This is a genomic window from Lentzea sp. JNUCC 0626, from assembly GCF_043632865.1.
GTDB lineage: Bacteria > Actinomycetota > Actinomycetes > Mycobacteriales > Pseudonocardiaceae > Lentzea.
Genome location: NZ_CP171635.1, coordinates 7,869,858 through 7,891,927, shown reverse-complemented (window position 1 = coordinate 7,891,927; position 22,070 = coordinate 7,869,858). Strand labels below are relative to the sequence as shown.

26 protein-coding genes are annotated in these 22,070 nt (G+C 66.2%); 15 read left to right on the top strand and 11 right to left on the bottom strand.

Annotated features, from left to right (window positions below):
• Window positions 1–85: 85 nt before the first annotated feature.
• Window positions 86–838, bottom strand: a complete 753-nt coding sequence (locus JNUCC0626_RS36675; RefSeq protein ID WP_394615299.1) for a PhzF family phenazine biosynthesis protein — start codon at window positions 836–838, stop codon at window positions 86–88.
• Window positions 839–853: 15 nt separating this feature from the next.
• Here JNUCC0626_RS36675 and JNUCC0626_RS36670 point away from each other — a divergent pair, with 15 nt between their 5' ends.
• A complete protein-coding gene (locus JNUCC0626_RS36670; RefSeq protein ID WP_394615298.1) occupies window positions 854–1,687 on the top strand; it encodes a GNAT family N-acetyltransferase in 834 nt (277 codons plus the stop codon).
• 114 nt (window positions 1,688–1,801) lie between these two features.
• Entirely contained in the window at window positions 1,802–2,038 is a 237-nt protein-coding gene (locus tag JNUCC0626_RS36665) for a hypothetical protein (RefSeq protein WP_394615297.1), read from the top strand.
• 115 nt (window positions 2,039–2,153) lie between these two features.
• On the opposite strand, the gene JNUCC0626_RS36660 is transcribed toward JNUCC0626_RS36665, so the two are convergent.
• From JNUCC0626_RS36660 to JNUCC0626_RS36650, 3 genes are all read right to left on the bottom strand, one after another.
• Window positions 2,154–2,579, bottom strand: a complete 426-nt coding sequence (locus tag JNUCC0626_RS36660; protein ID WP_394615296.1) for a carboxymuconolactone decarboxylase family protein — start codon at window positions 2,577–2,579, stop codon at window positions 2,154–2,156.
• Between the two features lie 81 nt (window positions 2,580–2,660).
• A complete protein-coding gene (locus JNUCC0626_RS36655) occupies window positions 2,661–3,395 on the bottom strand; it encodes an SDR family NAD(P)-dependent oxidoreductase (RefSeq protein WP_394615295.1) in 735 nt (244 codons plus the stop codon).
• The gene (locus JNUCC0626_RS36650; RefSeq protein ID WP_394615294.1) at window positions 3,392–4,210 is read right to left on the bottom strand and encodes an NAD(P)-dependent oxidoreductase; all 819 of its coding nucleotides are present in this window, start codon (window positions 4,208–4,210) and stop codon (window positions 3,392–3,394) included. Before JNUCC0626_RS36650 ends, JNUCC0626_RS36655 begins: the two co-directional genes overlap by 4 nt.
• An 82-nt stretch (window positions 4,211–4,292) precedes the next feature.
• Here JNUCC0626_RS36650 and JNUCC0626_RS36645 point away from each other — a divergent pair, with 82 nt between their 5' ends.
• Window positions 4,293–4,646, top strand: coding sequence for a winged helix-turn-helix transcriptional regulator (locus JNUCC0626_RS36645; RefSeq protein WP_394615293.1), 354 nt, complete (start codon window positions 4,293–4,295; stop codon window positions 4,644–4,646).
• A 25-nt stretch (window positions 4,647–4,671) separates the two neighbouring features.
• Here the strand turns inward: JNUCC0626_RS36645 and JNUCC0626_RS36640 are convergent, their stop codons facing one another.
• From JNUCC0626_RS36640 to JNUCC0626_RS36630, 3 genes are all read right to left on the bottom strand, one after another.
• Window positions 4,672–5,349, bottom strand: a complete 678-nt coding sequence (locus JNUCC0626_RS36640; protein WP_394615292.1) for a protein phosphatase 2C domain-containing protein — start codon at window positions 5,347–5,349, stop codon at window positions 4,672–4,674.
• Window positions 5,350–5,423: 74 nt separating this feature from the next.
• Window positions 5,424–6,209, bottom strand: coding sequence for an SDR family oxidoreductase (locus JNUCC0626_RS36635; RefSeq protein WP_394615291.1), 786 nt, complete (start codon window positions 6,207–6,209; stop codon window positions 5,424–5,426).
• A 26-nt stretch (window positions 6,210–6,235) separates the two neighbouring features.
• Window positions 6,236–6,586, bottom strand: a complete 351-nt coding sequence (locus tag JNUCC0626_RS36630) for a nuclear transport factor 2 family protein (protein WP_394615290.1) — start codon at window positions 6,584–6,586, stop codon at window positions 6,236–6,238.
• Window positions 6,587–6,664: 78 nt separating this feature from the next.
• Between JNUCC0626_RS36630 and JNUCC0626_RS36625 the strand changes: the two genes are divergently transcribed.
• The gene (locus JNUCC0626_RS36625; protein WP_394615289.1) at window positions 6,665–7,459 is read left to right on the top strand and encodes a MerR family transcriptional regulator; all 795 of its coding nucleotides are present in this window, start codon (window positions 6,665–6,667) and stop codon (window positions 7,457–7,459) included.
• 333 nt (window positions 7,460–7,792) lie between these two features.
• Here JNUCC0626_RS36625 and JNUCC0626_RS36620 read toward each other — a convergent pair whose 3' ends face one another.
• Window positions 7,793–9,859, bottom strand: coding sequence for a hypothetical protein (locus JNUCC0626_RS36620; protein WP_394615288.1), 2,067 nt, complete (start codon window positions 9,857–9,859; stop codon window positions 7,793–7,795).
• A 226-nt stretch (window positions 9,860–10,085) separates the two neighbouring features.
• Between JNUCC0626_RS36620 and JNUCC0626_RS36615 the strand changes: the two genes are divergently transcribed.
• The 4 genes from JNUCC0626_RS36615 to JNUCC0626_RS36600 all read left to right on the top strand — a co-directional run bounded on the left by JNUCC0626_RS36615 (window position 10,086) and on the right by JNUCC0626_RS36600 (window position 13,259).
• Window positions 10,086–11,318 carry a helix-turn-helix domain-containing protein gene (locus JNUCC0626_RS36615; RefSeq protein WP_394615287.1) on the top strand — a complete coding sequence of 411 codons (1,233 nt, stop codon included), beginning with the start codon at window positions 10,086–10,088 and terminating at the stop codon, window positions 11,316–11,318.
• Between the two features lie 107 nt (window positions 11,319–11,425).
• On the top strand, window positions 11,426–11,785 hold the full coding sequence (locus tag JNUCC0626_RS36610) for a hypothetical protein (RefSeq protein ID WP_394615286.1): 360 nt from the start codon (window positions 11,426–11,428) through the stop codon (window positions 11,783–11,785).
• 5 nt (window positions 11,786–11,790) lie between these two features.
• On the top strand, window positions 11,791–12,417 hold the full coding sequence (locus JNUCC0626_RS36605; protein ID WP_394615285.1) for a hypothetical protein: 627 nt from the start codon (window positions 11,791–11,793) through the stop codon (window positions 12,415–12,417).
• Complete coding sequence (locus tag JNUCC0626_RS36600; protein WP_394615284.1) at window positions 12,417–13,259, top strand: helix-turn-helix domain-containing protein; 843 nt, start codon at window positions 12,417–12,419, stop codon at window positions 13,257–13,259. Before JNUCC0626_RS36605 ends, JNUCC0626_RS36600 begins: the two co-directional genes overlap by 1 nt.
• Here JNUCC0626_RS36600 and JNUCC0626_RS36595 read toward each other — a convergent pair whose 3' ends face one another.
• Window positions 13,260–14,195 (bottom strand): SUMF1/EgtB/PvdO family nonheme iron enzyme, encoded by a 936-nt coding sequence (locus tag JNUCC0626_RS36595; RefSeq protein WP_394615283.1) that lies wholly within the window; start codon window positions 14,193–14,195, stop codon window positions 13,260–13,262.
• A gap of 55 nt (window positions 14,196–14,250) precedes the next feature.
• Window positions 14,251–15,036, bottom strand: coding sequence for an aminotransferase class IV family protein (locus JNUCC0626_RS36590; protein ID WP_394615282.1), 786 nt, complete (start codon window positions 15,034–15,036; stop codon window positions 14,251–14,253).
• Window positions 15,037–15,219: 183 nt separating this feature from the next.
• Here JNUCC0626_RS36590 and JNUCC0626_RS36585 point away from each other — a divergent pair, with 183 nt between their 5' ends.
• Entirely contained in the window at window positions 15,220–15,420 is a 201-nt protein-coding gene (locus JNUCC0626_RS36585) for a hypothetical protein (protein ID WP_394615281.1), read from the top strand.
• Window positions 15,421–15,437: 17 nt separating this feature from the next.
• On the opposite strand, the gene JNUCC0626_RS36580 is transcribed toward JNUCC0626_RS36585, so the two are convergent.
• On the bottom strand, window positions 15,438–15,788 hold the full coding sequence (locus JNUCC0626_RS36580; RefSeq protein ID WP_394615280.1) for a helix-turn-helix domain-containing protein: 351 nt from the start codon (window positions 15,786–15,788) through the stop codon (window positions 15,438–15,440).
• A 150-nt stretch (window positions 15,789–15,938) separates the two neighbouring features.
• Here JNUCC0626_RS36580 and JNUCC0626_RS36575 point away from each other — a divergent pair, with 150 nt between their 5' ends.
• The 6 genes from JNUCC0626_RS36575 to JNUCC0626_RS36550 all read left to right on the top strand — a co-directional run bounded on the left by JNUCC0626_RS36575 (window position 15,939) and on the right by JNUCC0626_RS36550 (window position 21,957).
• Window positions 15,939–16,247, top strand: coding sequence for a hypothetical protein (locus JNUCC0626_RS36575; RefSeq protein WP_394615279.1), 309 nt, complete (start codon window positions 15,939–15,941; stop codon window positions 16,245–16,247).
• Window positions 16,248–16,419: 172 nt separating this feature from the next.
• Window positions 16,420–16,680 (top strand): hypothetical protein, encoded by a 261-nt coding sequence (locus JNUCC0626_RS36570; protein ID WP_394615278.1) that lies wholly within the window; start codon window positions 16,420–16,422, stop codon window positions 16,678–16,680.
• Window positions 16,677–17,504: an ABC transporter permease gene (locus JNUCC0626_RS36565; protein ID WP_394615277.1), complete on the top strand. Its 828-nt coding sequence runs from the start codon at window positions 16,677–16,679 to the stop codon at window positions 17,502–17,504. The genes JNUCC0626_RS36570 and JNUCC0626_RS36565 overlap by 4 nt, the downstream gene beginning before the upstream one ends.
• Window positions 17,504–19,705, top strand: a complete 2,202-nt coding sequence (locus JNUCC0626_RS36560; protein WP_394615276.1) for a cell division protein FtsK — start codon at window positions 17,504–17,506, stop codon at window positions 19,703–19,705. The genes JNUCC0626_RS36565 and JNUCC0626_RS36560 overlap by 1 nt, the downstream gene beginning before the upstream one ends.
• A gap of 394 nt (window positions 19,706–20,099) precedes the next feature.
• Entirely contained in the window at window positions 20,100–20,486 is a 387-nt protein-coding gene (locus JNUCC0626_RS36555) for a DUF2742 domain-containing protein (RefSeq protein ID WP_394615275.1), read from the top strand.
• A gap of 40 nt (window positions 20,487–20,526) precedes the next feature.
• Window positions 20,527–21,957 carry a DUF3631 domain-containing protein gene (locus JNUCC0626_RS36550; protein ID WP_394615274.1) on the top strand — a complete coding sequence of 477 codons (1,431 nt, stop codon included), beginning with the start codon at window positions 20,527–20,529 and terminating at the stop codon, window positions 21,955–21,957.
• Window positions 21,958–22,070 lie beyond the last annotated feature (113 nt).

Here is a 22,070-nt window from a genome sequence, read left to right as displayed (position 1 = left end):
CCCTCCAGGGGCACCAATGTACCCCGCTCGGGGGACGAAATGGCAGGTCGAGCACGTTTGGTGACGTCGATTCACCCAGACGTGGCTACCCGGAGAGGTGTCCCCGGAGCACCGTCACAGCCCTCCCCGAGAGCAGTACGCGATCTTGTGCAAGGGTCGCGCGCACGAACCCGCCACGGGGTGACGCCTGCTCCGCCAGCAGGTCAGCCCGGTTCAGCCGGGGCACCCAATAGGACGCAAGGGTGCAGTGGGCCGATCCGGTGACGGGGTCCTCCGGCACGCCGACGGCCGGATAAAAGCAGCGGCTGACGATGTCCGCATCTCCGTCGCCGACGGCCGTCACAATCACTCCGCGTGACTGAATTTGTGCCAGTCCTTGGACATCAGGTCGCAGAGAACGGACCTCCGCGGCGCTCTCCAACTCGATCAGGAAGTCGAAGCGCCCGCGCGACACGGACTTGATCGTCGCATGTGGCAGCGCTTCCGCTAGACCGATTGGCGGGTCAATCAACTCTGGAGGGTCCGCGGGGAAGTCCATGCGGACCCATCCATCGTCATTTGTGCATGTGAGCACCCCACTACGCGTGGTGAACGCCTGTTCGCCGCCCAGCACGTGCGCGGTCGCGAGGGTGGCGTGCCCGCAGAGGTCCACCTCGGCCTCCGGCGTGAACCAGCGCAGGTGGTTGTCGGGCGTGACGAAGGCCGTCTCGGCGTGCTTCATCTCGGCCGCGACCTGCTGCATCCAGGCGTCCTCGCGCGGTTCGGTCAGGAGCACGACTCCGGCGGGGTTGCCCGCGAACGGCCGGTCGGTGAAAGCGTCGACGACGTAGATCTCCACAACACCGACCCTGCCATGCTCAGATGGGCCGTGGCCGAGACTTTTTCCTACCGCGAAACAGATCCGGACTCCCTGCTCGCGACCTGGGGACCACTGCGCCTGCACGCGCTGACCTGGCACGATGGCTGTGACCTGCCGTCGCTGCTCGACGAGTGGGAGACCAGGCTGACCGGCCTGGACGACCTCGAGACCGCGGCGATGGTGACGGTGCCGAGCCACGAGACGGCGAGCACGCTGCCGTTGATCCACCGCGGGTTCGCGCCGTTGACCGTCATCGCCGAACGTCTGGCCGGTCGGACTGCTCCCGCGCGGCCGTCCGCCGTGGTCGTGCGTCCGGCCGTGCGTGCCGATCTCGACGTCGCGCTGGAAATCAACATGCACACCGTTCGGTACGACGCGGCGTTCGGCATGGTCACCGAACGCCCGAACACGGCCGAACACCTGCGTGCCGCGCTGGCCGAGGTGCTCGACCGCGACCACGAGGCGATGTGGCTGGCGGTTTCGGGCGACACGCCCGTCGGCATGCTTTACGTCGACATGCCGCAGGACGCGGGGTGGATGGACCGCTTCGCCTCGGCGCGGCCGTTCGCGTACCTCGGTCATCTCGGCGTGCGGCCTGATGCGCGCGGCACGGGCGCAGGCGGCGCGTTGCTCGCCCACGCGCACGACGTCCTGGACTCGTCCGGGGTGGCGTCGACGCTGCTCCACCACGCCCTGCCGAACCCGCGCTCGACGCCGTTCTGGAATTCGAACGGGTACCGCCCGCGGTGGACGACGTGGGTTCGCCGGCCCGCGTTGCGCGCGTCGTCCGGCGTGTCGGCGCAACCCGAACGGCCTAGTGGGACATGATCTACCCGTTCACACAAGCGAAGAACCCAAACGAACCCGTACTTGTGGAACGAATCCGGCCTCTATTTCGACAAAGGGGTAAGCGGATTCGGACGCCACACCTGGGGGGTCGACATGGAACTCAGTGCCAGAGCGAGAGCGATGCTGCGGGCGGTCGCCGCGGGCCGCGCCGAGGTGACCGGCGGTGCGGAGCCCGATCTGTACGTCGACGGCCTGCCGTGTTGCGACCGGACGGCGACGCACGACCTCGTGCACGCCGGCCTGCTGCGCCCCTCGCAGCCCACGAGCTTCGGCCTGCGCGTCGGTGCGGAACTGACCGACGACGGCCGCGCGGCACTCGCCGCCTGCTGAACGGCGCGTTGATCGCCCAATGATCGAACATCTGTTCGACATGGGGTATGCTCCGCGCTGAGGCCGGCACGCAAGAGAGAGGAAGCTCTTGCGCGCCGGCTTCAACCTTCTTCGCTCACGCGACCTTCTGACCCGTGGCGACGTTCAGCCGGTTCCAGACGTTGATCGCGGAGATCGCGATCGTGAGCCCCGCCAGCTGCTCCTCGCTCCAGTGCTTCGCCGCCTCGGCCCACACGCCGTCGCTGACGTGCACGTGCGTCATCTCCTCGGCGAGCGCGAACGCCGCCTTCTCCGCGTCGGTGTAGTACGGCACGTCCCGCCAGCCGGCCACGGCGAGGATCCGCTCGTCGGTCTCGCCCGCCTTGCGCAGCAGCTTGCCGTGGAAGTCGATGCACACCCCGCAGCTGTTGATCAGGCTGACGCGGAGGTAGACCAGCTCCAGGAAGGTCTTGTCCAGCCCGGTCCTCTCCGCGGCCTCGGACAGCCCCAGCAGCGCCTTCATCGCACCGGGCACCGACATCATCGGGTTGGCGATCCTCATCTTCGTTCTCCCTGTCTCTTCCGTCTGGTACCTGCTCGACCCGGCAGGTCCGGAAGATGTGACAGGTCGTTCGAAGATTTTTTACACGTGGACGCCCTGGCCCAGCCCGCCGTCGACGGCGAGTTCGGAGCCGGTCGTGAAGGTGGCGTCGAAGCCGAGGAACAGCACGGCGTCCGCGACCTCGTCCATCGTGCCGTGACGCTTCAACGGCGTCATGCGGTCGCCGATCTCCTTGAACTCCTGCAACGTCTCCGGCGACGCGCCGACCACACCCATCGACGGGGTGTCGATGAAGCCGGGACTGACGACGTTGACCCTGATGGCGCGCGGCGCGAGTTCGGCGGCGAACCCCCTGGCGAACGACCGCACGGCCGCCTTGGCAGCGGCGTAGAGGGTCAGTCCTTCGGCACCCTGTTCGGTGGCGACGCTGGTCGTGAAAACGATCGCGCCGCCGTCGTTGATCAGCGGGGCCAGGCGTTGGGCGGTGAAGAACGCGCCCTTGGTGTTGATGTCGAACGTGCGGTCGTAGTCGTTCTCGGTGGCGTGCGGGAACGGCGTCAGCGTCGAGTAGCCGACGTTGACGAAGAGCAGGTCGATCCGGCCGAGTCGTTCCCGCACTTCGGTTTCGAGCTTCTCGACGTCGTGGAGGTTCGCCGCGTCCGACTTGACGACGTGCGCTTTGACGCCCTCGGCCTTCTCGGTGCTGCGGCCGGTGAGCAGCACCTCGGCGCCCCCGGCGACCAGCTTGTCGACCGTCGCGCGCCCCATGCCGTGCGTGCCGCCGGTGACGACGACCTTCTTCCCCAGATACTTCACTTGCGGATCCCCTCGATGATGCTCGCGATGCTGTGGTTGCCGTGGCCGAGGCGCTGGGCGCGTTCGAACACGCTGTGCAGGGCCTGCGGGACGGTGGCGTCGAGGCCTTGCTGCTCGTTCGCCTCGACCAGCAGGCGCAGCCCCGACACGTTGATGTCCAGCGCGGACACGTCGGTCTCGTAGTTCCGCGACTCGGTGGCCGCGCCCATCTCGGGCAGGTGCGTGGTCATCTCGCTCAGCCAGTCCATCGCCATCGGCGTGAACTGCCCGGGCTTGATGCCCGCGGAGCCCATCAGCGCGACCGCCTGGACGTAGCCGCCGAAGGTCGCCCACATGATGCCGAGCAGTGCGAGGTCGTAGAGCGCGGCGAGTCCCGCGTCCTCCCCCACGTACACCGGTTCGCCGAACGCGTCGAGCACGTGGTGGTTCTCGTTGCCGCTGAACAGGATCCTCGCGGTGTCGGTGCCGATCTGCTGCGGTACAGCCATGATCACGCCGTCGACGTACTCGACTCCGTTGTCTTCAGCCCACTGCGCGGTCTGCCTGGCCTGCTCCGGCGTGCCGGACGTCAGGTTGACGAGGACCTTGATCTCGTCGGTGAGCAACGGTTGCTGAACGTCGTAAGTGGACAGACAGGTGACGACGACGTCGCTCTTGAACGCTTCTTCAGGCGTTGCAACGGTTCTGGTGTTCTCGACGGTCTTGGGCGTGCGGTTCCAGACCGTGACTTCGTAGCCCTCTTCGACGAGGGCCCTGGCGAGCGCGCTGCCCATCCGGCCGAGGCCGAGCACGCTCACGGTCTTCTTGATCCCCATGCGTTCGATGCTGGTTTGATGCTGTCATTCCGACAAGTACCTACTATTTTGTCAGGTACCCACCTTTTGGTAAGGATCCAGCATGAAGCCACGGCAGTACGCCTGCGGACTGGACGCCGCGATCGACGTGATCGGCGGCCGCTGGAAGGCCCTCATCCTCTGGGCGCTGCACCACGGCCCGATGCGCACCGGCGAACTGCGCCGCTCCGTCTCCGGCATCAGCGAGAAGATGCTGATCCAGGTGCTGCGCGAGATGGAGGCGGACGAGATCGTGCACCGCGAGGTGTTCCACGAGGTCCCGCCCCGCGTCGAGTACTCGCTCACGGCTTTGGGAGTGCGCCTGAACGAGGCGCTGCTGCCGTTGGGCGACTGGGGCGAGGACAACATGCGCGCCATCGCCCGCCGCCGAGGTGTGGAACCGGCTCCTAGGCATTGAGCAGCAGGCGCGCTGACGTCCGTTGTCACCGGTCGAGGTAGACCACGGTGGCGTCGTCCGAGATCTTCTGCCGCGGCCAGTCCACGGCCTTGGCGTCTTCCTTCTCCACGGCGCGCATCCGGCGAATGAGGTCATCCGGCCCGTTGGCAGCCATCAGGTCCAACGCCTGCCGCCAGTCGAAGAGGTTGAACAGGTCGACCGCCCGCGCCGCCCCGTCCGACAGGATCGCCACCCGCCGCACGTCCTGAAGCGCCACCTCACCGGTCAGCGCGTGCTCGACGTCCTCGGTCTTCGCCCCGGCCGTCCGCTGCGTCTTCGTGTCACTCACGACGCGCAACTCCTGCTTGGTGTCCACCACCACCGTGGCGTCCCCGAGCACCAGGTACCGCAGCACGTCGTCCTTGATCTGCACCACCGCGATCGCCACCGACGGCGAGTCGGGATGATCGAGGTCGCACGTGCCCGCGTGCAGCTCGGCGGCCTGGTCGACGGCCTTCTTGAGCGCCTCTGCGGGGTCGAGGTGAGCGACCCGAAGGATCTCCGCGGCCAGCTGGTCGGCGAACCACCCGACGCCGTGCGCGCACCCGTTCTCGGGCTTCGCCGTGACGCCGTCGAGCACCGCCAGGAGGTTCGGCCCGACCAACGCCCGGTCCTCGCTCGGCGCCGTCGTTCTCCCGGCCTCCGTGGCCATCTGCGTACGCACTGAGATCCCCCTCGGTCCGGCCTCGCAAGGCTGCGCGCGAACGCTATCAAGGCCGGGAGCCCCGCATCGGCGACTCAGACGGTCGGAACGGTCCCGCCGTCGATCACGTACTCGGCGCCCACGATCGCCGAGGCGCGGTCCGAGACCAGAAACCCGACCAGGTCGGCGATTTCCTCGGTGCGCGCGAATCGCCCCAGGGGTACTCCGCCGAGGGAGTCGTAGATGGTCTGCTTCGCCGCTTCGCGGGTGAGTCCGTTGCCCTCGGCGATCCGGTCGACGAATCGTTCGTAGGCCTCGGTCTCGATCCCGCCGGGGCTGATCGCGTTGACCCGCACGCCGCGCGGCGCGAGCTCGTTGGCCAATCCCTTGCTGTACGTGCGCAGAGCGGCCTTCGCCGCCGCGTACGCCAGGGTCGCGTCGTGCTGGGGCAGTTCTCGCTGGATCGAGGTGAAGTGCAGCACCACGCCCGACCCGGACCCGATCATCGCCGGGAGCAGAGCCCGATCGAGCCGCACCGCTCCCAGGAAGTTGAGGTTCAGCTCGGTGAGCCACTGGTCGTCGGTGATGACCGCGAACCCACCGGCCGGCGTCGACGAACCGCCGACGACGTGCACCAGGATGTCGAGCGCGCCCGCCTCGGCGATGCGAGCGGCCACCCGGTCGGTGCCTTCGACCGTCGTCGTGTCCGCGGCGATGAACCGGTCGGGGTGCTCGTACCCGTCGGGCATCGTCCGCGCCGTCACGTACACGTCAGCACCCATCTCCCGCAGCCTCTCGGCGACGGCCTTGCCCGAGCCCTTCGAACCGCCGGTGACCAACGCCCGGCGACCGTCGAGACGATCGCGATCCGAACCAGACATCTCTGTTCTCTCCCTTGAAGATTCGGTCAGGCCGCGTGGTTGGCGATGACGAGTTCGGCGACGAGGTCGTCCCGCAGCGCGAACCGGTAGTCGAGTTCGACGACGCCGCCCGGAAAGGTGCCCTCGAGCCGCACCGTCACCACCCAGTGGGCGTCGTCGACGCGGCGAGCGCCGATCTGTTCGGTCGTGTACTCGAACTCGGACGCGGCGTCCTGCAGGAACGCGTGGACCTCCTCGCGGCCGCGGAAGGTCTCGTCCTGGTCGACGACCACCACGTCCTCGGTGAGGAACGACGAGGCGGTGTCGACGTCGCGAACGACGTGGGCGGCGAAGAACTCACGCACGGTGGCCGGGAGCAATTCGGTGTGCTGTGTCATGAGCCCACCGTGTGACCTCACGGCGCGGGAGGGTCAAGCCTTGGACTCTCCCCCAGGGGGAGACTCCACAATGAACAGGTGCTGACCATCGGGGAGTTCTCGCGGCTGACCCACCTGAGCGTGCGAACCCTTCGTCGCTATCACGAGGCGGCCCTGCTGGAACCCGCCGTGGTGGACGAGTTCACCGGCTACCGCTACTACAGCGTCGACCAGATCCCCACCGCACAGGTCATCCACCGCCTCCGCGAACTCGACGTCCCCCTGAGCGACGTGCAGCGCATCCTGCGAACCCCCGACCCCGACGTCCGGGCGACCCTCGTCGCAGACCACCTGCAACGCCTGGAGGACGTGCTCGACCGCACCAGGGCCGCAGTGGTGTCCCTGCGGCGCCTGCTCCGACCCGACCCCGCACCGATAGACGTCGAGTTGCGCGCAGAACCCGCCCGGACAGTCGCAGCGGTGGAGGCCGTGGTCGAGCACGGCGACGTCGAGGCGTGGTTCGCGGGCGCGGTGGCCGAACTGGAGGCGGCCGTCGGCGCCGCCGCGACCGGCCCTCTGGGTGGCAACTACGACAACGCCCTCTTCGAGGAGGAGCGAGGTCGCGCGCTCGTCTACCTGCCGACCGCCGCGCCACCTCGCACCGGACGCGTGCACCCCGTGGTTCTCCCGGCCGTAGAGCTGGCCGTCACGACCCACGTCGGCGAGCACGACAGCGTCGAGGTCACGTACGGCGCACTCGGGACCTGGGTGGTGGAGAACGCGATGTCGGTTGCCGGGCCGGTGCGCGAGGTCTACCTCGCCGGGCCCCGCGATTCGAGCGATCCCGCCGCGTGGCGCACCGAGATCGGCTGGCCGGTCTTCCGCGTCAGCTGAAGCCGCGGAAAACGCCGGAATCGACCGGACACAACAGAAAGGTCCCTGTGGCTCAGCTCGCGCTGGTCACAGGGACCTTTCTGACTATGTGGCGGGTAGAGGATTCGAACCTCTGTAGCTTTCGCGACGGATTTACAGAGCGCCGCGGCCACCACGCTTGAACTGGCACTACGGAGCCCACAGGCACAACTTCGGCACCAGTTCGGCAAGGGCAGTGGCTGATGGAGGCTTCGCCGGACGATGCTGGCGGTCTGGCTTCGGGTGGCTCAAATCAGGAAGAGGCACCCAGTGCGTCATTTGGCTTAGCCAACGGCCGCAGCACGCCCTTGATGATCACGTGGGCTTGCGGACCAACCCCGTGTACGCAGCTACAGCGAGAGTTGCCAGAGCCCAGACGAGTGCTTGAAGCAGCCACAACACAAAGGTGAAGGCCTGCCCCCTACGGGTCGCAGTGTCGAGATCACAACGTGCACGCAGGCCTGTGGCTCCCACGGGCAGGCCGCGATCGATGCCGAGGCCAATTAATTCGGCGGTGGAACAGGGAATTCCACTACTCGTGGATTGCACCGATGCAGGCACCACACGCTCAGCGGCATGGTGGCCAGACCGGGTCGAAACTTGCCCTGCGGCGTAACCCAAACTTCCTGAGACTGCGAGCACTATAGCAAGAGCGGTGACAAGGCGGTGAGCGCGGTAGCCATAACGTCCAAGCCATCCCCAAAGACCGTGTCGCCACTTTGCTAGGCGTCCGCCGAGAGCTTCAGGACTGCGATGCCGCAGATCTTCCTGCTGCGTGATGAGCACCTGCCTGGCATTGGTGTCATGGCCAGCGGCTCGCTCTACAGCAGCGAGCTGTTGATAAGGCTGGGGGAGGTAATAGAGAGTATGGTGCGCCAGCAAGTGAAGCCATTGCCGCCATGAAACATCCGCCAATCGAGCATAGGTGAGACCATGGACAACAATCTTCGATGCGTCGGCCGGACAGCCCTTAGACCGAACATCCGAGGAAGACTGCACGCACTGCAATGAGGCCGGGAAAAACAGAGCCCCACTGATAGTGGTTGAACTCAGCACGAGCACCGGTCCCGACTTGTTACTAAACTCCGAATCTTTTAGATTAACCTGTCCGTCAATCTTGGCGTCGAGCAGTCGGATTGCCCCAGAACTTCCCTCCCCGCGCACTTCCCCACCGCGCAGATACATGCTCCTATCAGCTCTGAGACCGTCCGCACTCAAGGCAGGCCCCGTGAGATTTGTTAAAGAAATGCGATCAAGCTCGAAGCTGCCAGCGATATGCGCAGTGAGCAGTCGAAATACCCCCTGACCGCCCACTCCGGTCAGGACAGCATCGCGCAGGAACATGCCTCCCTTCACAACCATGGCGTCTGCACTAAGGGCAGGGCCCGCACTGTTGCGGATCGCAACGTGCGCCGCGACTAGCTGAACATCAATATTCGCGGCCGTCAGCACGACAGCACCAATTTCACTAACTCCCGCCATTTTGGCAGCCAGAAGAAAAAGTCCACCGTTTACCTGGATGCGCTCGGCCACGAGAGCAGGACCTTCACTGTTGTCTACGTTGGCCCCATTAAGGCTTAGTCGACCTATCTTAGCGCCGAGAAGCCGCACGGCCCCCCGCTTACTTCGACCCGCAGCGGTAACATCCTCCAAAAGCAGCCGGTTGTCTACCCGCAGTCCGTCCGCCGCGAAGCAAGGTCCACTACTATTGACGAGCTCAGACCGATCAAGTTCGAGGTCACCAGCGACGTGCGCAGAGAGAATCCGAAAGGCGCCTAGATCACCCGCCCCGCTCAAATAGGCATCGCGCAGAAAAAGACTTTGATCAATTCTGGCACGCTCAACTACCAGAGCAGGCCCGTCATCATTAGTAACGGCGGCACGGTCGAGGTCAATATCGCCTGCAACATGCGCTCCGCGCATCTGCAATGCCCCACTCGCACTCTTTCCATGCACCGTCGTACCACGCATAATCAGGTTGCCGTCTATCCGTACGCTGTCAGCGTGGATGCCCGCGATAAAGCTGCCACTCAGGTCAATTCTCCGCAAGCGTCCGTTATATCCAGTCATCCCGTCAGGCAAAGCACTATCAACAAGAGCAAGACCCGCGACGGCTGTTATATGATTTAGATCTAGCCGACCAACAATTCGCACTCCCGCCACTAGAACACCACGGGGATCCAGCTTTCCTCGGTAACCACACAGCAGTTCGCGTACTACCTCCGCCCGCACCTGAAAGTTCGGATCGTCGGTTTCCTCGAGTTCGCTCACACTTATCCGTGCTGCGGGCCCCACCCATTCTCCTCGGCGGGCTGCGTCGACCATCTTCTGCTCTAGCTCGCCTAGATCGTCAAGAACTGGTGGTTGCTCCGAGTCGCTCACGTAAACACTGTCGATCGGGAGCGACAGGATGTAACACCTGACATCGATGACGGCGCACCCGGCAGCACGAGGGACACATGAACGTTGACCTTCTTTGAGTGGCTCGCTGTCCCTACTGAAGCCCCACACTCGTAGCTACGCTGAAACCTGACAACCTTGCCGGATCGGCACCCCGGGTTGGCCGACGGGGAATCGGCAAGGACACATCTGGCGATGAGGTGGACCTATGGTGACCTCGGGTTTTCCCGACCCCGCGCACACGACGATCGGGCAGCGCATCAGGTGGGCACGAGACCGTGCCGGCATGTCGCGCCCCGTTCTCGGCGGCCTGGTCGACAGGAGCGCAGAGTGGGTGAAGGCCGTCGAGAACGGCCGGCTACAAGCACCACGTCTACCGATGCTCCTCCGCATCGCCTACGCCCTCGGTGTGCAGGACCTGGCCGAGATCACCGGCAACGGCCACGCCGTGCCGGTCTCCGTATTCGCTGGTGAGAAGCATGTAGCGCTAGCCGCGGTCCAGGCCGCGCTGACCGACTACCACCTGACCAGCGACGCCCGACCGCCAAACGTCGCGCACCTCGCGGTCCGCCTGGACCAGGCCTGGCAGGTCCGGCACGCAAGCCCCGACCACCGCACCCAACTCGGGCTACTGCTCCCGGATCTCATCCGGGACGCGCAGCGCGCCGTGCGCGTGATCCGCGGCGAGGAACGCCGTGACGCCCGTCGGGTACTGGCCGGCGTGTACCGACTCGCCGACTTCTACTGCGCCTACCAACCAGCCGCGGAACTCGTGTGGCTCGTCGCCGACAGAGCGTTGAACGAGGCCCTGGAGGCTGACGATCCGCTCGCTATCGCCGGAGGCACGTGGGCGAAGGTCCAGGCACTGCGTGACGTTGGACGCTGGGACGAGGCGTTGGACGTCGCGGCGTTCGGCGCACGCGAGATCGAGCCCTACCTAGACAGCGGCGACGACTGGAAGGGCATGTGGGGTGCGCTGAAGGCTGAGGTCGCCTACGTGCACGCTCGTCGGGGCCGACACGGAGAAGCATGGGAGGCCTGGGAACTCGCGGACCGCATCGCACAGGAGCTGCCAGTTGGCTACCGACACACCCAGTCGTCGTTCAGCCGACCCGTCATGTCCGCGCACGCCACGACGCTCGGTGTAGAACTGCGGCGGCCGGCCGAGGCGTTGCGCGCCGCGGACCAGTTCGACGCGGAGAGCATCGCTTCTATCCCGCGGCGTGCCCGGCACCTGATCGAGGTGGCCCGTGCGCACGACCAGCGCGGCGAGAAGCACGCGGCGTGGGCGCTGCTGCACCACTCGGAGCGGACGGCGTCCGAGACGATCAAGTACAACGGGTTCGCGCGGGAGATGCTGATCAACCTGCGCAGCAACCCGCCGACCGGGCTGCGCCAGGACGTCCTGGACCTGTGCGAACGAGTCGGCATCGCAGCTTGACCTGATCAGGTGGGGGTACACGTTGTACCCCTTGGCATGTTGGAGCGGATCTACGTTCCAAGCATGTGGTCGATCATCAATGTTCGCGGCACATCGGTGGGTGGGGCATGAGCCCGCTCACCGACGCCGAGGCAGTGAAGCTCTTTCCCAGCCTCCAATATCTGGTCCTCATCCGCGAAGCGGGCTGGAAGTTCCTGCCGATCGATGATCCTGGCGATCCCGCTGCGGTGCTCGACGCTGCGAGGGTGTGGCCGGACGGTTGGAGAGACTGCATCCGAGTTCGTGACGAGGACGACGCTCTTGGGCTTCGCATTCTCGTCATCCCCAACGAACCCTCCGAGATCGTGTGGGAACGGAGCGGCGCGCTCCAGGATGTCGTCTTCAAGCTGTTGGAGCTCCCAGAACCCGGCACGCGACTCGCGCCGAAGCTGTCCATCGGCAAAGCACCGAAGTTTCGGGCGCTGTGACCGGAATGAGTCTCGTCCAAGTTGGTCGAATCATCGCGCCGTACATCACCTCCAACGACGCTGAGCCGGACCTCAATTGCAGCGTGGTCATGCTCCCTGGCAACCGCGGTGTCGGATATGCCCAGGAGCTTCCTGGCGACCGGGACGGCCACGGTGTCTTGTGGCAGAAAGTCGTGGAGCGTCCGGGGAAGGGCAAGCCTCGGTTCGGCAAGGTGCACCCGGCACGGCAACGGCGGGCTATGGCCGAGCTGTTGTGTCAGGTGTGTGCGGGGCCGGCCGATCGGACGGCGGACGGTGTTCTGTGGCTGTTTCAGGATCACCGCGAAGACTGGAAGCGTTGGCCTGAGGGCATGGCCGCAGTTGAGCCACCTGTATGCGTCGGATGCGTCGCGATCTCGCTGCGGCGGTGCCCGGCACTTCAGCGCAGTGCTGTCGCCGTCCGGGTTCGGTCGTTCGAGATCGTGGGCGTCCGCGGCACGCTCTATCGGCCAGGTTTGTTCGCGCCTACCGCAGTCTTGGGCACCGAAATCATGTACTGCGACCCGATGGTCCACTGGATGGTTGCCGTGAACCTGGTTCGTGAGCTGCGAGAGTGCAGCTTCGTTCCGTTCGACGAACTGCTCAACTCGTGATGGGGAAGGACTTCCACGCCACAGCGCTCGAACGGGCCATTGGGCGGCAACTGGCCGGTTGGCGCGACGCCCGCGATGTGAGCCTCTCCGAGGCCGGCCGCAGCGTGGGCTTCAGCAGCGCCAAGCTGTCCATGATGGAGAACGCGGTGCAGTCCTCGGCGCCCGTCGACATCATGGCGCTCGGCTACACCTACAAAGTCCCGACCCCGGAGTGGCAGGCCGTGGTTGTGCAGGCCCAGCACGCGGAGAGGGTGCGTACGCAGAAAAGCGGCAACGGCCTGAACTTCGACCCGGCGGCCGACTTCGCGAACCTCGTGTTCGAAGCGACGGTGTTGCGCCCGTTCACGACCGATCTCGTCCCCGCGGTCTTCCAGCTCCCTGGCTATACGAACGCCGTCCTACAGATCGGCGACCCGGTGCGCGTCGCACGGGTGGCGATGGTTCGAGAAGCATGGGCAACGCGTCTGAACGACAAGTACCCGCCCACGGTCGAAGCGGTCTTCCCGGAAAGCGTGCTGCGGCCGGTGATCGGCGGACAGCGGATGATGAAGGCGCAGCTGCTGCACCTCATGGAGATCAGCGAGCATCCCGCGGTTAGCGTTCAGGTGGTGCCGGCCGCTGTTGGCGCGTACCCGGCGATGGGCTGCCCGTTCACGTTGCTGGAGTTCCCACACCGCCAACACAACGACGTTGTGTATCTCGAAACGGCCGTCAGCGGCGAGTACGTCGAAGACCTGAGCCGCACCCGGCAGTTCAAGCAGCTGTTCACCGAGCTGACGAAGCTCGCGCTCAGCCCCAGCGAGTCGGTGGAACTCATCGCTGAGGCAGCAGCGGAGCTTTAGTCAGCGTCGGCGAAGCAGCTCGTCCATCGCGTCCGCGGGGACGACACACCTGAAGCCCGTGTCGTCGTCCTTCATGGTGGCGTTCGCGTCGTTGAAGGACGACGGGGTGGACCTGTTGAACGGGCTCGTCCAGGCTCCGCCCTTGAGCTCGTGGCGACCGGGCTTCGTGTCGGTCGCGCACCACTCCCAGACGTTCCCGCACATGTCGTAGACGCCGTACGGGCTGATGCCGCTCTGGTAGCAGTCGCGGGGCGTGGTCAGGCCGACACCGTTCTCCCGCACGTTGCACTTGGCCGGCGTCGGCTGGTCGCCCCACGGGTAGACGGTGCCGCGCGTTCCTCGGGCAGCCTTCTCCCACTGCTGGCTCGTCGGCAGCGACTTCCCTGCCCAGGTCGCGTAGGCGCTCGCGTCGTTCCAGGTCACGAAGACCACCGGGTGGTCCTGGACCTCGGGAGGGCACTGGCCGTCCGGCCAGTGATCCGGTGCCTGATGTCCAGTCGCGGCAACGAACCGCGCGTAATCCTGGTTCGACACCGGGAACACGTCGATGTAGTAGCCGGGAATCCACGCCGGGGTGTTGCTGGGACCGCTGAGGAAGACGCTTCCCTCGACCATGATCATGGCGCTGCCGTCGGTCGGGTGGTGGACCTGGCCACTCCCGATCGGCTCCACCTGCACGTCCTGGGTCGCGCTCAGCACGGAGTCGCCGACCAGGAACGTGAAGCGCGCGTGGGTGTCGGGGTCGCTGCGGCTCAGGCATGTGTCCAGCGCCGCCTGGTTCACCGGGCGCGGCTGGATGTTCTCGCGGCCGGCCTCCCACTTCGAGACCATTCGCTCGCTCACACCTAGGTGAGCTGCGAACTCTCGAAGGCTCATGCGCATTGCATCGCGTAGGGCGCGGACTTCCACGCCGGTCCAGCGCTGCACGGTCGGCATTGAACACTCCCCCTTGGAGACCCTCCAAGGGAGCCTAGCGGGCCGAAAGCGCTGCCTATACCGGTTCTGCCGGAATGTCTGCATACAGCTCCCTCAGCTCCTTCAGAACGGGATGAGACTCCGACGCCCACTCGGTGGAGTCGATCGAAGACACCGCTCGAACGCCCGTTGCGGCGTTGGTCGCGAAGGCAGCGTCCATGCTCGGAAGATCCGAAAGCGTCAGCGGCTCCGTCACAATCTGCTCGTCCAGTTCCTGGTGGAGCAGCGTCATCGTGATGCCTGCGAGGTATGCAGAACGCGGCCAAATAATGCGGCCTTCACGAACAAACCCGATGTTCGAAGTGGCGACCTCAGAAATGGTGCCGTCGGGATTGAGAAAGAGAACGTCGTCATAACCGTCGCGCTGCGCAGCCCGACGGCGTTGCATGGTCCCCCACAGACCGACGTGCTTCACCGACGGCATGTCGCGCTGGTAGGCCGCTGCCTGAAGTCGCCACGGCGCAGGCGCTCCGCTGCCGGCCGCGCGGTGCGTGACGAGCACGTGAGGGTTCGCGTCGTGCCCGATGGTCCCCAGGTCCAAGGCGGGATCGAAGACCGTGACGCGCACGACCACCCGGTCACCTGCGTGTTCACCGAGCGCGTTCCGCACGTAGCCGCGGACCTGGTCGGTGTCGAGGTCCTGGTCGAAGAGCTGCCGGCAGTCGCGGGCCAGCCGCGCCATGTGCAGCGACAGTCCCCGGACCTCACCCTTTTCCACGAGCATTGAGGTGAAGTGCCCGTAGTTCGTGAGGGCAAGCACCTTCAGCTGGTCGGGGGTGGCGGGCGCGCCATTCAGGTCCATGCACCCAGGCTGCCACCCCTTCGGCGAAACCAAAAGACGAGCGCGCCGAAGTTCGGTGAAAGTTCAGTGCCGTCGGTTCAGTGGAAGTTCAGTGTTGAGGTACTACTCGGGCAGTTCTCGTGTGGCGCAGATCGCATCAAGCTTGGAGCACAACGAAACGCCAACGAGAACGGAATTACCTACATGTCCAAGAAACAAACGATGATGCCGCTCCCGACCGGTGGAGGAACCGGTCGGCGAGCGGTGGTCGTCCTGGTTGCGCTGGCCGTGCTCGCCCTGATCATTCGAGACCCGGCGGGAGCGGCCGTCATCGCTCGCCTGCTGGCGACGTGGGGTGGAGCGGTGCTGGACGGGCTGGTCGCCTTCTTCCAGGCCTTGTCCTGATGGCGAAGGCCGGCGACTCACCCCTTCGTCAGACGATCCACCTTCGCCGACAGGCCTTCGAGGCCGGTGCGCAGCTCGGCAACCTCGTCACGAAGAGCCTGAACTTCTTCGTGCAGGTCGCGCGGCGCTTCGCCACCTCCTCCTGGACGTCCGGCTGCAACGTCCTCCAGGTGATCGGCTTTCCATCCCAGCGCCGTTGACACGGCCGCAAGCGTGGTCGCGGACCGCGACGCGGCGGCCCCCTGCTGCATGAGACGAAGCGTTGCCGGGCTGACCTTCGAACGCTCGGACAGCTCCTTCTGCGACAGCCCGAGTTGCTCCATTCGGGTGTTCATCGCGTCGGCAACGGCCTGCCAGTCCTTCGCCATTCAAACCCCCAGCTAGCGCCAGTACCAGCGCAAATTCTAGCGCAGCACACCCCAAAGCCGCACTCATCGAGCCCGTCACGTCTTCGCGATCGCTTGTTCTAGCGCTCGTTCTAGCGCTAGCGTCGGCGCATCGCCTTCGAGAGGAACCCCATGAACGCCACCAGCAACTACCCCGACGGCATCACCGCTGAGGCTGTCACCAGCATCGTCAACGAGCTGTCCGCCGAGATCGGCTCGCCCTTCGAGCCCACCGCAGCGTTGATGGACGGTTCTGCGGCCGCAAGGCGAAACGCCCGGATGCTGGCGCGCGCCGCTGCGGGGATGTCGCCGAAGTACGGCGTCTCCCTGCCGCAGGCCGTGCAGGAGGCGACGACGTCGATTCGACCCGTTGCTGTGGCCACGACGCCTGGCCACAGCGGGGAAGCGCACCGAGACGAACTGCGGAACCAGGCCGCCTAGCTACCCCGGACCGGCGGACTCCCGCCAAGAAGTCACCGCCGGTCCGGGTTCTCGCACCACTTTCCGATCTCGCGACCAGAAGGGGCACCCAAGTGTCCACCATGATCAACGGCCCGTCTTCGGGCTCCTCGGGACTGCTCTCCCCGCGCACCAACAGTTCGGCGGTGCGCTGATGGACGAGCCGATGTTGTTGCTGTTGCTGGGTTCTGGCGTCGCGTTCGTCTTCGCCGTGCTGCTCTGGAAGCTGCTGGTCACCACGCTCGGCATCGCGTCGACGCAGTGGGCCGTGATCACCGGCCTGCCCGACGAGCCGGTGGCGCAGGTCCTGGCGTTCGGGATTCCCGCGCTGCTGGCCGCGTTCGCGCTCCTCTACCTCCCTCGCATCGCCGCTCACTCCGCCACCAGCGTTCGTCTGAAGGGAGCACGTCGATGACCAGCGCCTACCCCGTGCGCTTGGAGGACCTGATCTCGCGAGTGCGCACCCTGGCTGAGGAGTCCGGCGAGAAGCCGTCCATCCGTAGCGTTGCCGGGACGTTCAACGTCGGTGCGAAGAAGGCTCGTGCCGCGCTCGTCGCGCTCGGCTACATCGACGCGGGTACGCACGAGACCGCGACCGACCGCCGGTTGCAGTCGGTGCCCGCACTGCCCGAAACGATCACGGACGAGCCCGATCCGGTCGCTGGAGACGCGGCCACGATCGCACCCATCCTCCCGACGCAGGATGTCCACGATCACGGAGCGGAGGGTGCGACGCAACAGGTCACCGAGGTCGCAGACGCACCGAGTTCGGCGGCACGTCCGGGCTCCGCAGCGACTCGTCCGCAGGTGCGTCGGTGGCCGATCGTCCTGATCGCGCTCGGTGCGTTCGTCGCGATCTGGGGTGGCTGGGTCGAGTTGGGCAAGCTCACCGGATTCGGCGAGATCACCCCGCTGCCCGGCATCGCCGACAGCTGGACGATCAACTCCGCGATCACCCTCCCGCTCGGCATGGAGGCCTACGCCGCGCTCGCCTTGCAGGTGTGGCTGTCCAATCGCACGCACTCCGACAAGGCGCGCTCGTTCGCGAAGTGGTCCGCGCTCGGTGCGCTCGCGCTCGGCGCGGGCGGCCAGGTCGCCTACCACCTGATGAAGGCCGCGGGCATGACCGTTGCTCCGTGGCAGATCACCACCGTTGTGTCCTGCCTGCCCGTGATCGTCCTCGGGTTCGGGGCCGCGCTGGTCCACCTGATGACCGACACGCCAGAGGAGGTGAACTGATGAGCACGCTGGACAACACGCAGCCTGACCACGCGGGCGCGACCGTCTACGACTTGGCAGCCCGTCGGGCTGCAACGACCATCGGCACCGAACTCGAACCGCAGCACGTGGTGGACGGCGTGCTGCTCACCGACGAGGAGAGCGCCGCTCTCGACCGCCGTCTCGAACGCGGCAGCGGCATCGCACGTGTTCGGCACGCTCACGCGACCGTTGTGCGCACGGTGCAGGTGGTGCGTCAGCACGAGCCGACCGTCAAGGCCACCAGGACCGTGGTCGCCAACTCCCTGTACGTCGTCCAGGGCTTCGAGTCCTGGGCACGTCGGCTCTGGGACGCGGGCACGTTCGGCGTGTACCGACGCCAGATCAAGGCCGCCGAGGCGATGGGCGACCGGGAAGCGTTGCGGGAGTGGACGGAACGCAAGGAACTCGCACAGGAACGTCGGCACCGCCGGCTGATGGACCTGCCCGGCATGGCCGCAGGGCTCGCCAGGGTCACCGCGGGCTCGATCGCCGCTCTGCTGGTGACGCTGCTGGTGGTCTCGACACTGGTTCAGGTCACCGACACTGGCCGGTTCCTCGCGGTGTGGGAAGGCGTCTTGGACGCGATCGGCTGGATCATCACCGCCGTCACCGTGGTGTGGACGCCGTTCATGCTGTCCCTGCCCGCTTTGGTCCTGGTCGGCGCGTGGCGTGAGGGTCGCCGTCAGGGCACGGCTCCGGGCTGGCTCGTTACCGCGGCTGATGCCGATGCGGACGTGACGATTGACGAGACGACGATCGCCCGTGCGTTGGAGGCGCTGCGGATTCCGCAGATCACCGCGTACATCAAGCAGGGCCTGCCGTTGCAGTACATCACCACCGCACGCAAGGACGGCCGCGGAACCCACGCGGTGCTCCGTCTCCCGGCCGGCGTCACCGCCGAGAAGATCGCCCGACGTCGTGGTGACCTGGCCACCGGTCTGCACCGGCTGTCCAAAGAGGTGTGGCCGACCACCGGGAGTGAGGCCGGAATCCTCGACCTGTGGGTGGCGGACAAGGGCGCACTTGCGGAAGGCGCTGGCGCGTATCCGTTGCTGCACGAAGGAAGCGTGGACATCTTCAAGGGCGTCCCGTTCGGACGGACGCTGCGCGGTGAGCCGATCACGTGCCCGGTGTTGGAACGCAACACGATCGGCGGCGGTATGCCCGGCCAGGGCAAGTCTTCGGCGGCCCGGTGTGTGATGGCCGGTGCTGCGCTGGACCCGACCGCGGAACTCCGGATCTGGGTTCCTGACGCGAACTTCGACTTCGAGGCGTTCAAGCCGCGGTGCTCGCGGTACGTGATGGGCGCAGAAGACGAGAAGATCGCCGAGATCCTGGAGCACCTGAGGGAGCTGCACGATGAGGTGCAGACGCGCGGCGAACTGCTCATCAAGCACGAAGAGCCTGCTGTGACGCGGAAACTGGCCAGCGCCGGAGTCGGCCTGCACCCGATCGTCGCACTGCTGGAGGAGGCGCACGTGGCTATCCAGCACGCCGCCTACGGGTCGGAGATCTCCCAACTGCTGGTGGACATCGTCAGGCTGGGCCGCAAGCGAGCCATCCACCTGTTCCTGTCGACGCAGGCACCGACGAAGGACAGCATGCCGCGCGACGTCACCCGCAACTGCTCCAACGGGATCGCGTTCGCGGTCGGAGACCACGTCGCCAACGACGCCCTGCTCGGCCAGGGCGCGTACGCGGCCGGCCACCGGGCGACGGAGCTGATTCCCGGCACCGACAAGGGAACCGCTGTGGTCAAGGGCTTCAGCGGCGAGCGCTCGGAGATCGTGCAGGTCTACTTCCTGGACGTTTCCCGCAACAACGACCAGGTCACGCCGATCATCATGCGGTCCCTGGCCGCGATCGAGTCGACTGGACGAGGTCTGCCCGGTACAGCAGTGGCTGCCCCGGCGATTGAGCTCAACCGCAACCTGCTCGAAGACCTGGACGCCGTGATGGGAGACGAGCCCATCAGGGTCGCCGACCTGCCCGCGCTCCTGGCACAGCGCGCGCCGCGCTGGACGCCATACCGGTCGCTCACCGGCAAGGCGCTCCGCGATCAGCTCGCCGAACTCGGCGTGAAGGTGCCGTCCACGAAGAACACCTACCCCGTCGATCCTGTCACCGTCCGTGATGCTCTGGCTCGTCAAGCAACGGCCGAGCTGGACGACGAGAACTAGCGCAGAGGTACGCCGGGTTAGGTCGCGGGAGGCCTTGCAAGGCCACTCCGAACACGCCAGGCCAGGGCGTACGGCTCCTGATCTAACCCGGCTAACCAGCTAACTTGCCGCAGCTCAGCGACAGTGCGGCCCTGTCTAACCCAGGTAGTTAGAAACCTAACCCAGGTTCGGCGATCTAACCCGGCCTGTTGACCACTCGTCTGCCTTCAGCGCGCAGTTCCCGCACGCCCATCCATAGTCACCCAGAGCAACCTGGAGATGCGACGACATGACCAGCCGCCGCACGTTCCTCACCGATCCCAGCGACGTTCATGCGTTCACCCGTCGACCGCTGCGAGACCCGTCCGTCGTCCGTGCCTGGTGTGAGCCCTTGCTTCGGCCGGCCTGGGAGGCCATGCGTCCTGGCGACTCCATGCCGTTGGCAGGAAGCGCGAAGTGGCAGGCGCTCAACGGCAACGACCCGCGCAAGCTCGCCGCCGTCCTGCACGCGGCACTTGCGCACCTCGATGAGTCCACACCGCACGCGATCTCTACCCGCTTCGCTCACGAGGTTGCGGCGCAGCACCGACAGGAACAGGCGCTGCTGAAGGAGACGGCCGTTGCCGTGTCGGCCGCGATGTCCAGCACGGGTGCGCTGAACCAGCACCTGCCGTTCTGCACGCTCGCGGCCCGTCGCACGACCTACGCGACGGAAGCCCTGACCGCGGAAGAGATCCGCCGCCGAGCCGCCCGATCTTGGGGCCTCACCGACCACCCCAGCACACGCAAGCGGGCCGCGTGAACCAACTGCACCACCACGAGATCGAAAGGAGGGACATCACGTGAGCGCCTTCAGCAACACCTTGGCGGACATCGACAACGTGATCGACAACGTGATCGGCAACGTCGACACGGACACGACCGCCAGTGCCCCGGCCGCCGTGATGGCCTGCCACACCTGCGGCAAGCCGCTCACCGAGTCGGTGTCCAACGACTTCTGTGACGAGCCCTGCCAAACCAGGTGGTTGGCGTCCCTCGCGGAGTCGAGCCCACACGACGGTGGTCAGTCGCCCGACGAGGACCAGCCCGAGGCCGCGCCGTTGACCCCGGTCGCGTCGTGGCTCGGCGCTCCACCCGGCATGGTGTCCAGGCCGGGCCACGAGCTGCTGGACGCGGTGACGACGTTCCTGGACCGCTTCCTGCGGTTCCCCAACGAACACTGCGCCCCGGTCGTAGCGCTCTGGTACGCCCACACCCACCTGGCGGACCGGCTGTACGTCACGCCGCGGCTGATCCTGTCGTCCGCCGAACCCGGCAGCGGCAAGACCCGCGTGCTGGAGATCGGGCAGTACCTCGTCCACAAGCCGGAGATGACGATCTCCATGACCACGGCGGCCATCTTCCGTCTGCTGCTGGACGGCCCGGTGACGCTGATGTTCGACGAGATCGACGCGGTCTTCAGCACCCGAGGAGGCAACAACGAAGACCTGCGCGGGCTACTCAACGCGGGCTACAAGCGGTCCGCCACGATCGCCCGATGCGTCGGCGACGCGAAGTCCATGAACGTGCAGCGGTTTCCCGTCTACGCCCCTGTGGCGCTCGCGGGGATCGCCGGACACATGCCCGCGACCATCACGAGTCGCGCCATCACCATCCACATGCGCAAGGCGGCTTACGGCGACGATCCCGAAGAGTTCCTGGAAGAAGACGTCGAACTCGAAGCGGCACCACTGCGGGCCGAACTCGCGGCCTGGGCTGACACCGTCGCAGACCAGGTCGCAACGGCCAGGCCTGAACGACCCGACGGCGTCCGCAACCGCGCGGCCGAGATCTGGCGTCCGCTGCTCGCTTTGGCCGAAGCCGCAGGGGGTGACTGGCCGGCCAGGACGCGCGCGGCCTGCACGCACTTCGTCATCGACACCGCTACGAGTCAGGAGGAATCCACCGGCGTCCAACTCCTGGCCGCCTTGCGCGAACTCTTTATGCAGCACCGCACGGACCGGATGCGCACCACGGACATCCTGAGCGCCCTGCACGCGCTCGAAGAGGCGCAGTGGGCCGACATGGGTGACGGCAAAGCCCTTAACCCGCAAGGGCTTGCACGCGAACTCAAGCGCTACGACGTCAGGCCTGTCGTGTTCGAACCGCTCAACCCCGGCGAGAAGGCCGGCCGCGGCTACGTCTCGTTCACGACCAACGGCGCTCAAGCCCAAACCGGGCTCGCCGACGCCTGGCGGCGCTACCTACCGCCTGCACCTTCCGCACAGGCGTAAGCCCCGTAAGGGCCGTAAGGAACCAGGTCACAGCGTCACCGGGGTGTAAGCGGCTTACGTTGCGAACCGTAAGCCGAGGTAGTCAGCACGGCAGCGGCTTACGCATCGGAACG

What these genes read in the sequence shown, in the direction of transcription:
- JNUCC0626_RS36670 (WP_394615298.1), top strand. Translation starts at nt 854, where the DNA reads ATGCTCAGATGGGCCGTGGCCGAGACTTTTTCCTACCGCGAAACAGAT.
- JNUCC0626_RS36665 (WP_394615297.1), top strand. Translation starts at nt 1,802, where the DNA reads ATGGAACTCAGTGCCAGAGCGAGAGCGATGCTGCGGGCGGTCGCCGCG.
- JNUCC0626_RS36660 (WP_394615296.1), bottom strand. Translation starts at nt 2,579, where the DNA reads ATGAGGATCGCCAACCCGATGATGTCGGTGCCCGGTGCGATGAAGGCG.
- JNUCC0626_RS36650 (WP_394615294.1), bottom strand. Translation starts at nt 4,210, where the DNA reads ATGGGGATCAAGAAGACCGTGAGCGTGCTCGGCCTCGGCCGGATGGGC.
- JNUCC0626_RS36645 (WP_394615293.1), top strand. Translation starts at nt 4,293, where the DNA reads ATGAAGCCACGGCAGTACGCCTGCGGACTGGACGCCGCGATCGACGTG.
- JNUCC0626_RS36635 (WP_394615291.1), bottom strand. Translation starts at nt 6,209, where the DNA reads ATGTCTGGTTCGGATCGCGATCGTCTCGACGGTCGCCGGGCGTTGGTC.
- JNUCC0626_RS36630 (WP_394615290.1), bottom strand. Translation starts at nt 6,586, where the DNA reads ATGACACAGCACACCGAATTGCTCCCGGCCACCGTGCGTGAGTTCTTC.
- JNUCC0626_RS36615 (WP_394615287.1), top strand. Translation starts at nt 10,086, where the DNA reads ATGGTGACCTCGGGTTTTCCCGACCCCGCGCACACGACGATCGGGCAG.
- JNUCC0626_RS36610 (WP_394615286.1), top strand. Translation starts at nt 11,426, where the DNA reads ATGAGCCCGCTCACCGACGCCGAGGCAGTGAAGCTCTTTCCCAGCCTC.
- JNUCC0626_RS36605 (WP_394615285.1), top strand. Translation starts at nt 11,791, where the DNA reads ATGAGTCTCGTCCAAGTTGGTCGAATCATCGCGCCGTACATCACCTCC.
- JNUCC0626_RS36600 (WP_394615284.1), top strand. Translation starts at nt 12,417, where the DNA reads ATGGGGAAGGACTTCCACGCCACAGCGCTCGAACGGGCCATTGGGCGG.
- JNUCC0626_RS36595 (WP_394615283.1), bottom strand. Translation starts at nt 14,195, where the DNA reads ATGCCGACCGTGCAGCGCTGGACCGGCGTGGAAGTCCGCGCCCTACGC.
- JNUCC0626_RS36590 (WP_394615282.1), bottom strand. Translation starts at nt 15,036, where the DNA reads ATGGACCTGAATGGCGCGCCCGCCACCCCCGACCAGCTGAAGGTGCTT.
- JNUCC0626_RS36585 (WP_394615281.1), top strand. Translation starts at nt 15,220, where the DNA reads ATGTCCAAGAAACAAACGATGATGCCGCTCCCGACCGGTGGAGGAACC.
- JNUCC0626_RS36580 (WP_394615280.1), bottom strand. Translation starts at nt 15,788, where the DNA reads ATGGCGAAGGACTGGCAGGCCGTTGCCGACGCGATGAACACCCGAATG.
- JNUCC0626_RS36575 (WP_394615279.1), top strand. Translation starts at nt 15,939, where the DNA reads ATGAACGCCACCAGCAACTACCCCGACGGCATCACCGCTGAGGCTGTC.
- JNUCC0626_RS36570 (WP_394615278.1), top strand. Translation starts at nt 16,420, where the DNA reads ATGGACGAGCCGATGTTGTTGCTGTTGCTGGGTTCTGGCGTCGCGTTC.
- JNUCC0626_RS36565 (WP_394615277.1), top strand. Translation starts at nt 16,677, where the DNA reads ATGACCAGCGCCTACCCCGTGCGCTTGGAGGACCTGATCTCGCGAGTG.
- JNUCC0626_RS36560 (WP_394615276.1), top strand. Translation starts at nt 17,504, where the DNA reads ATGAGCACGCTGGACAACACGCAGCCTGACCACGCGGGCGCGACCGTC.
- JNUCC0626_RS36555 (WP_394615275.1), top strand. Translation starts at nt 20,100, where the DNA reads ATGCGTCCTGGCGACTCCATGCCGTTGGCAGGAAGCGCGAAGTGGCAG.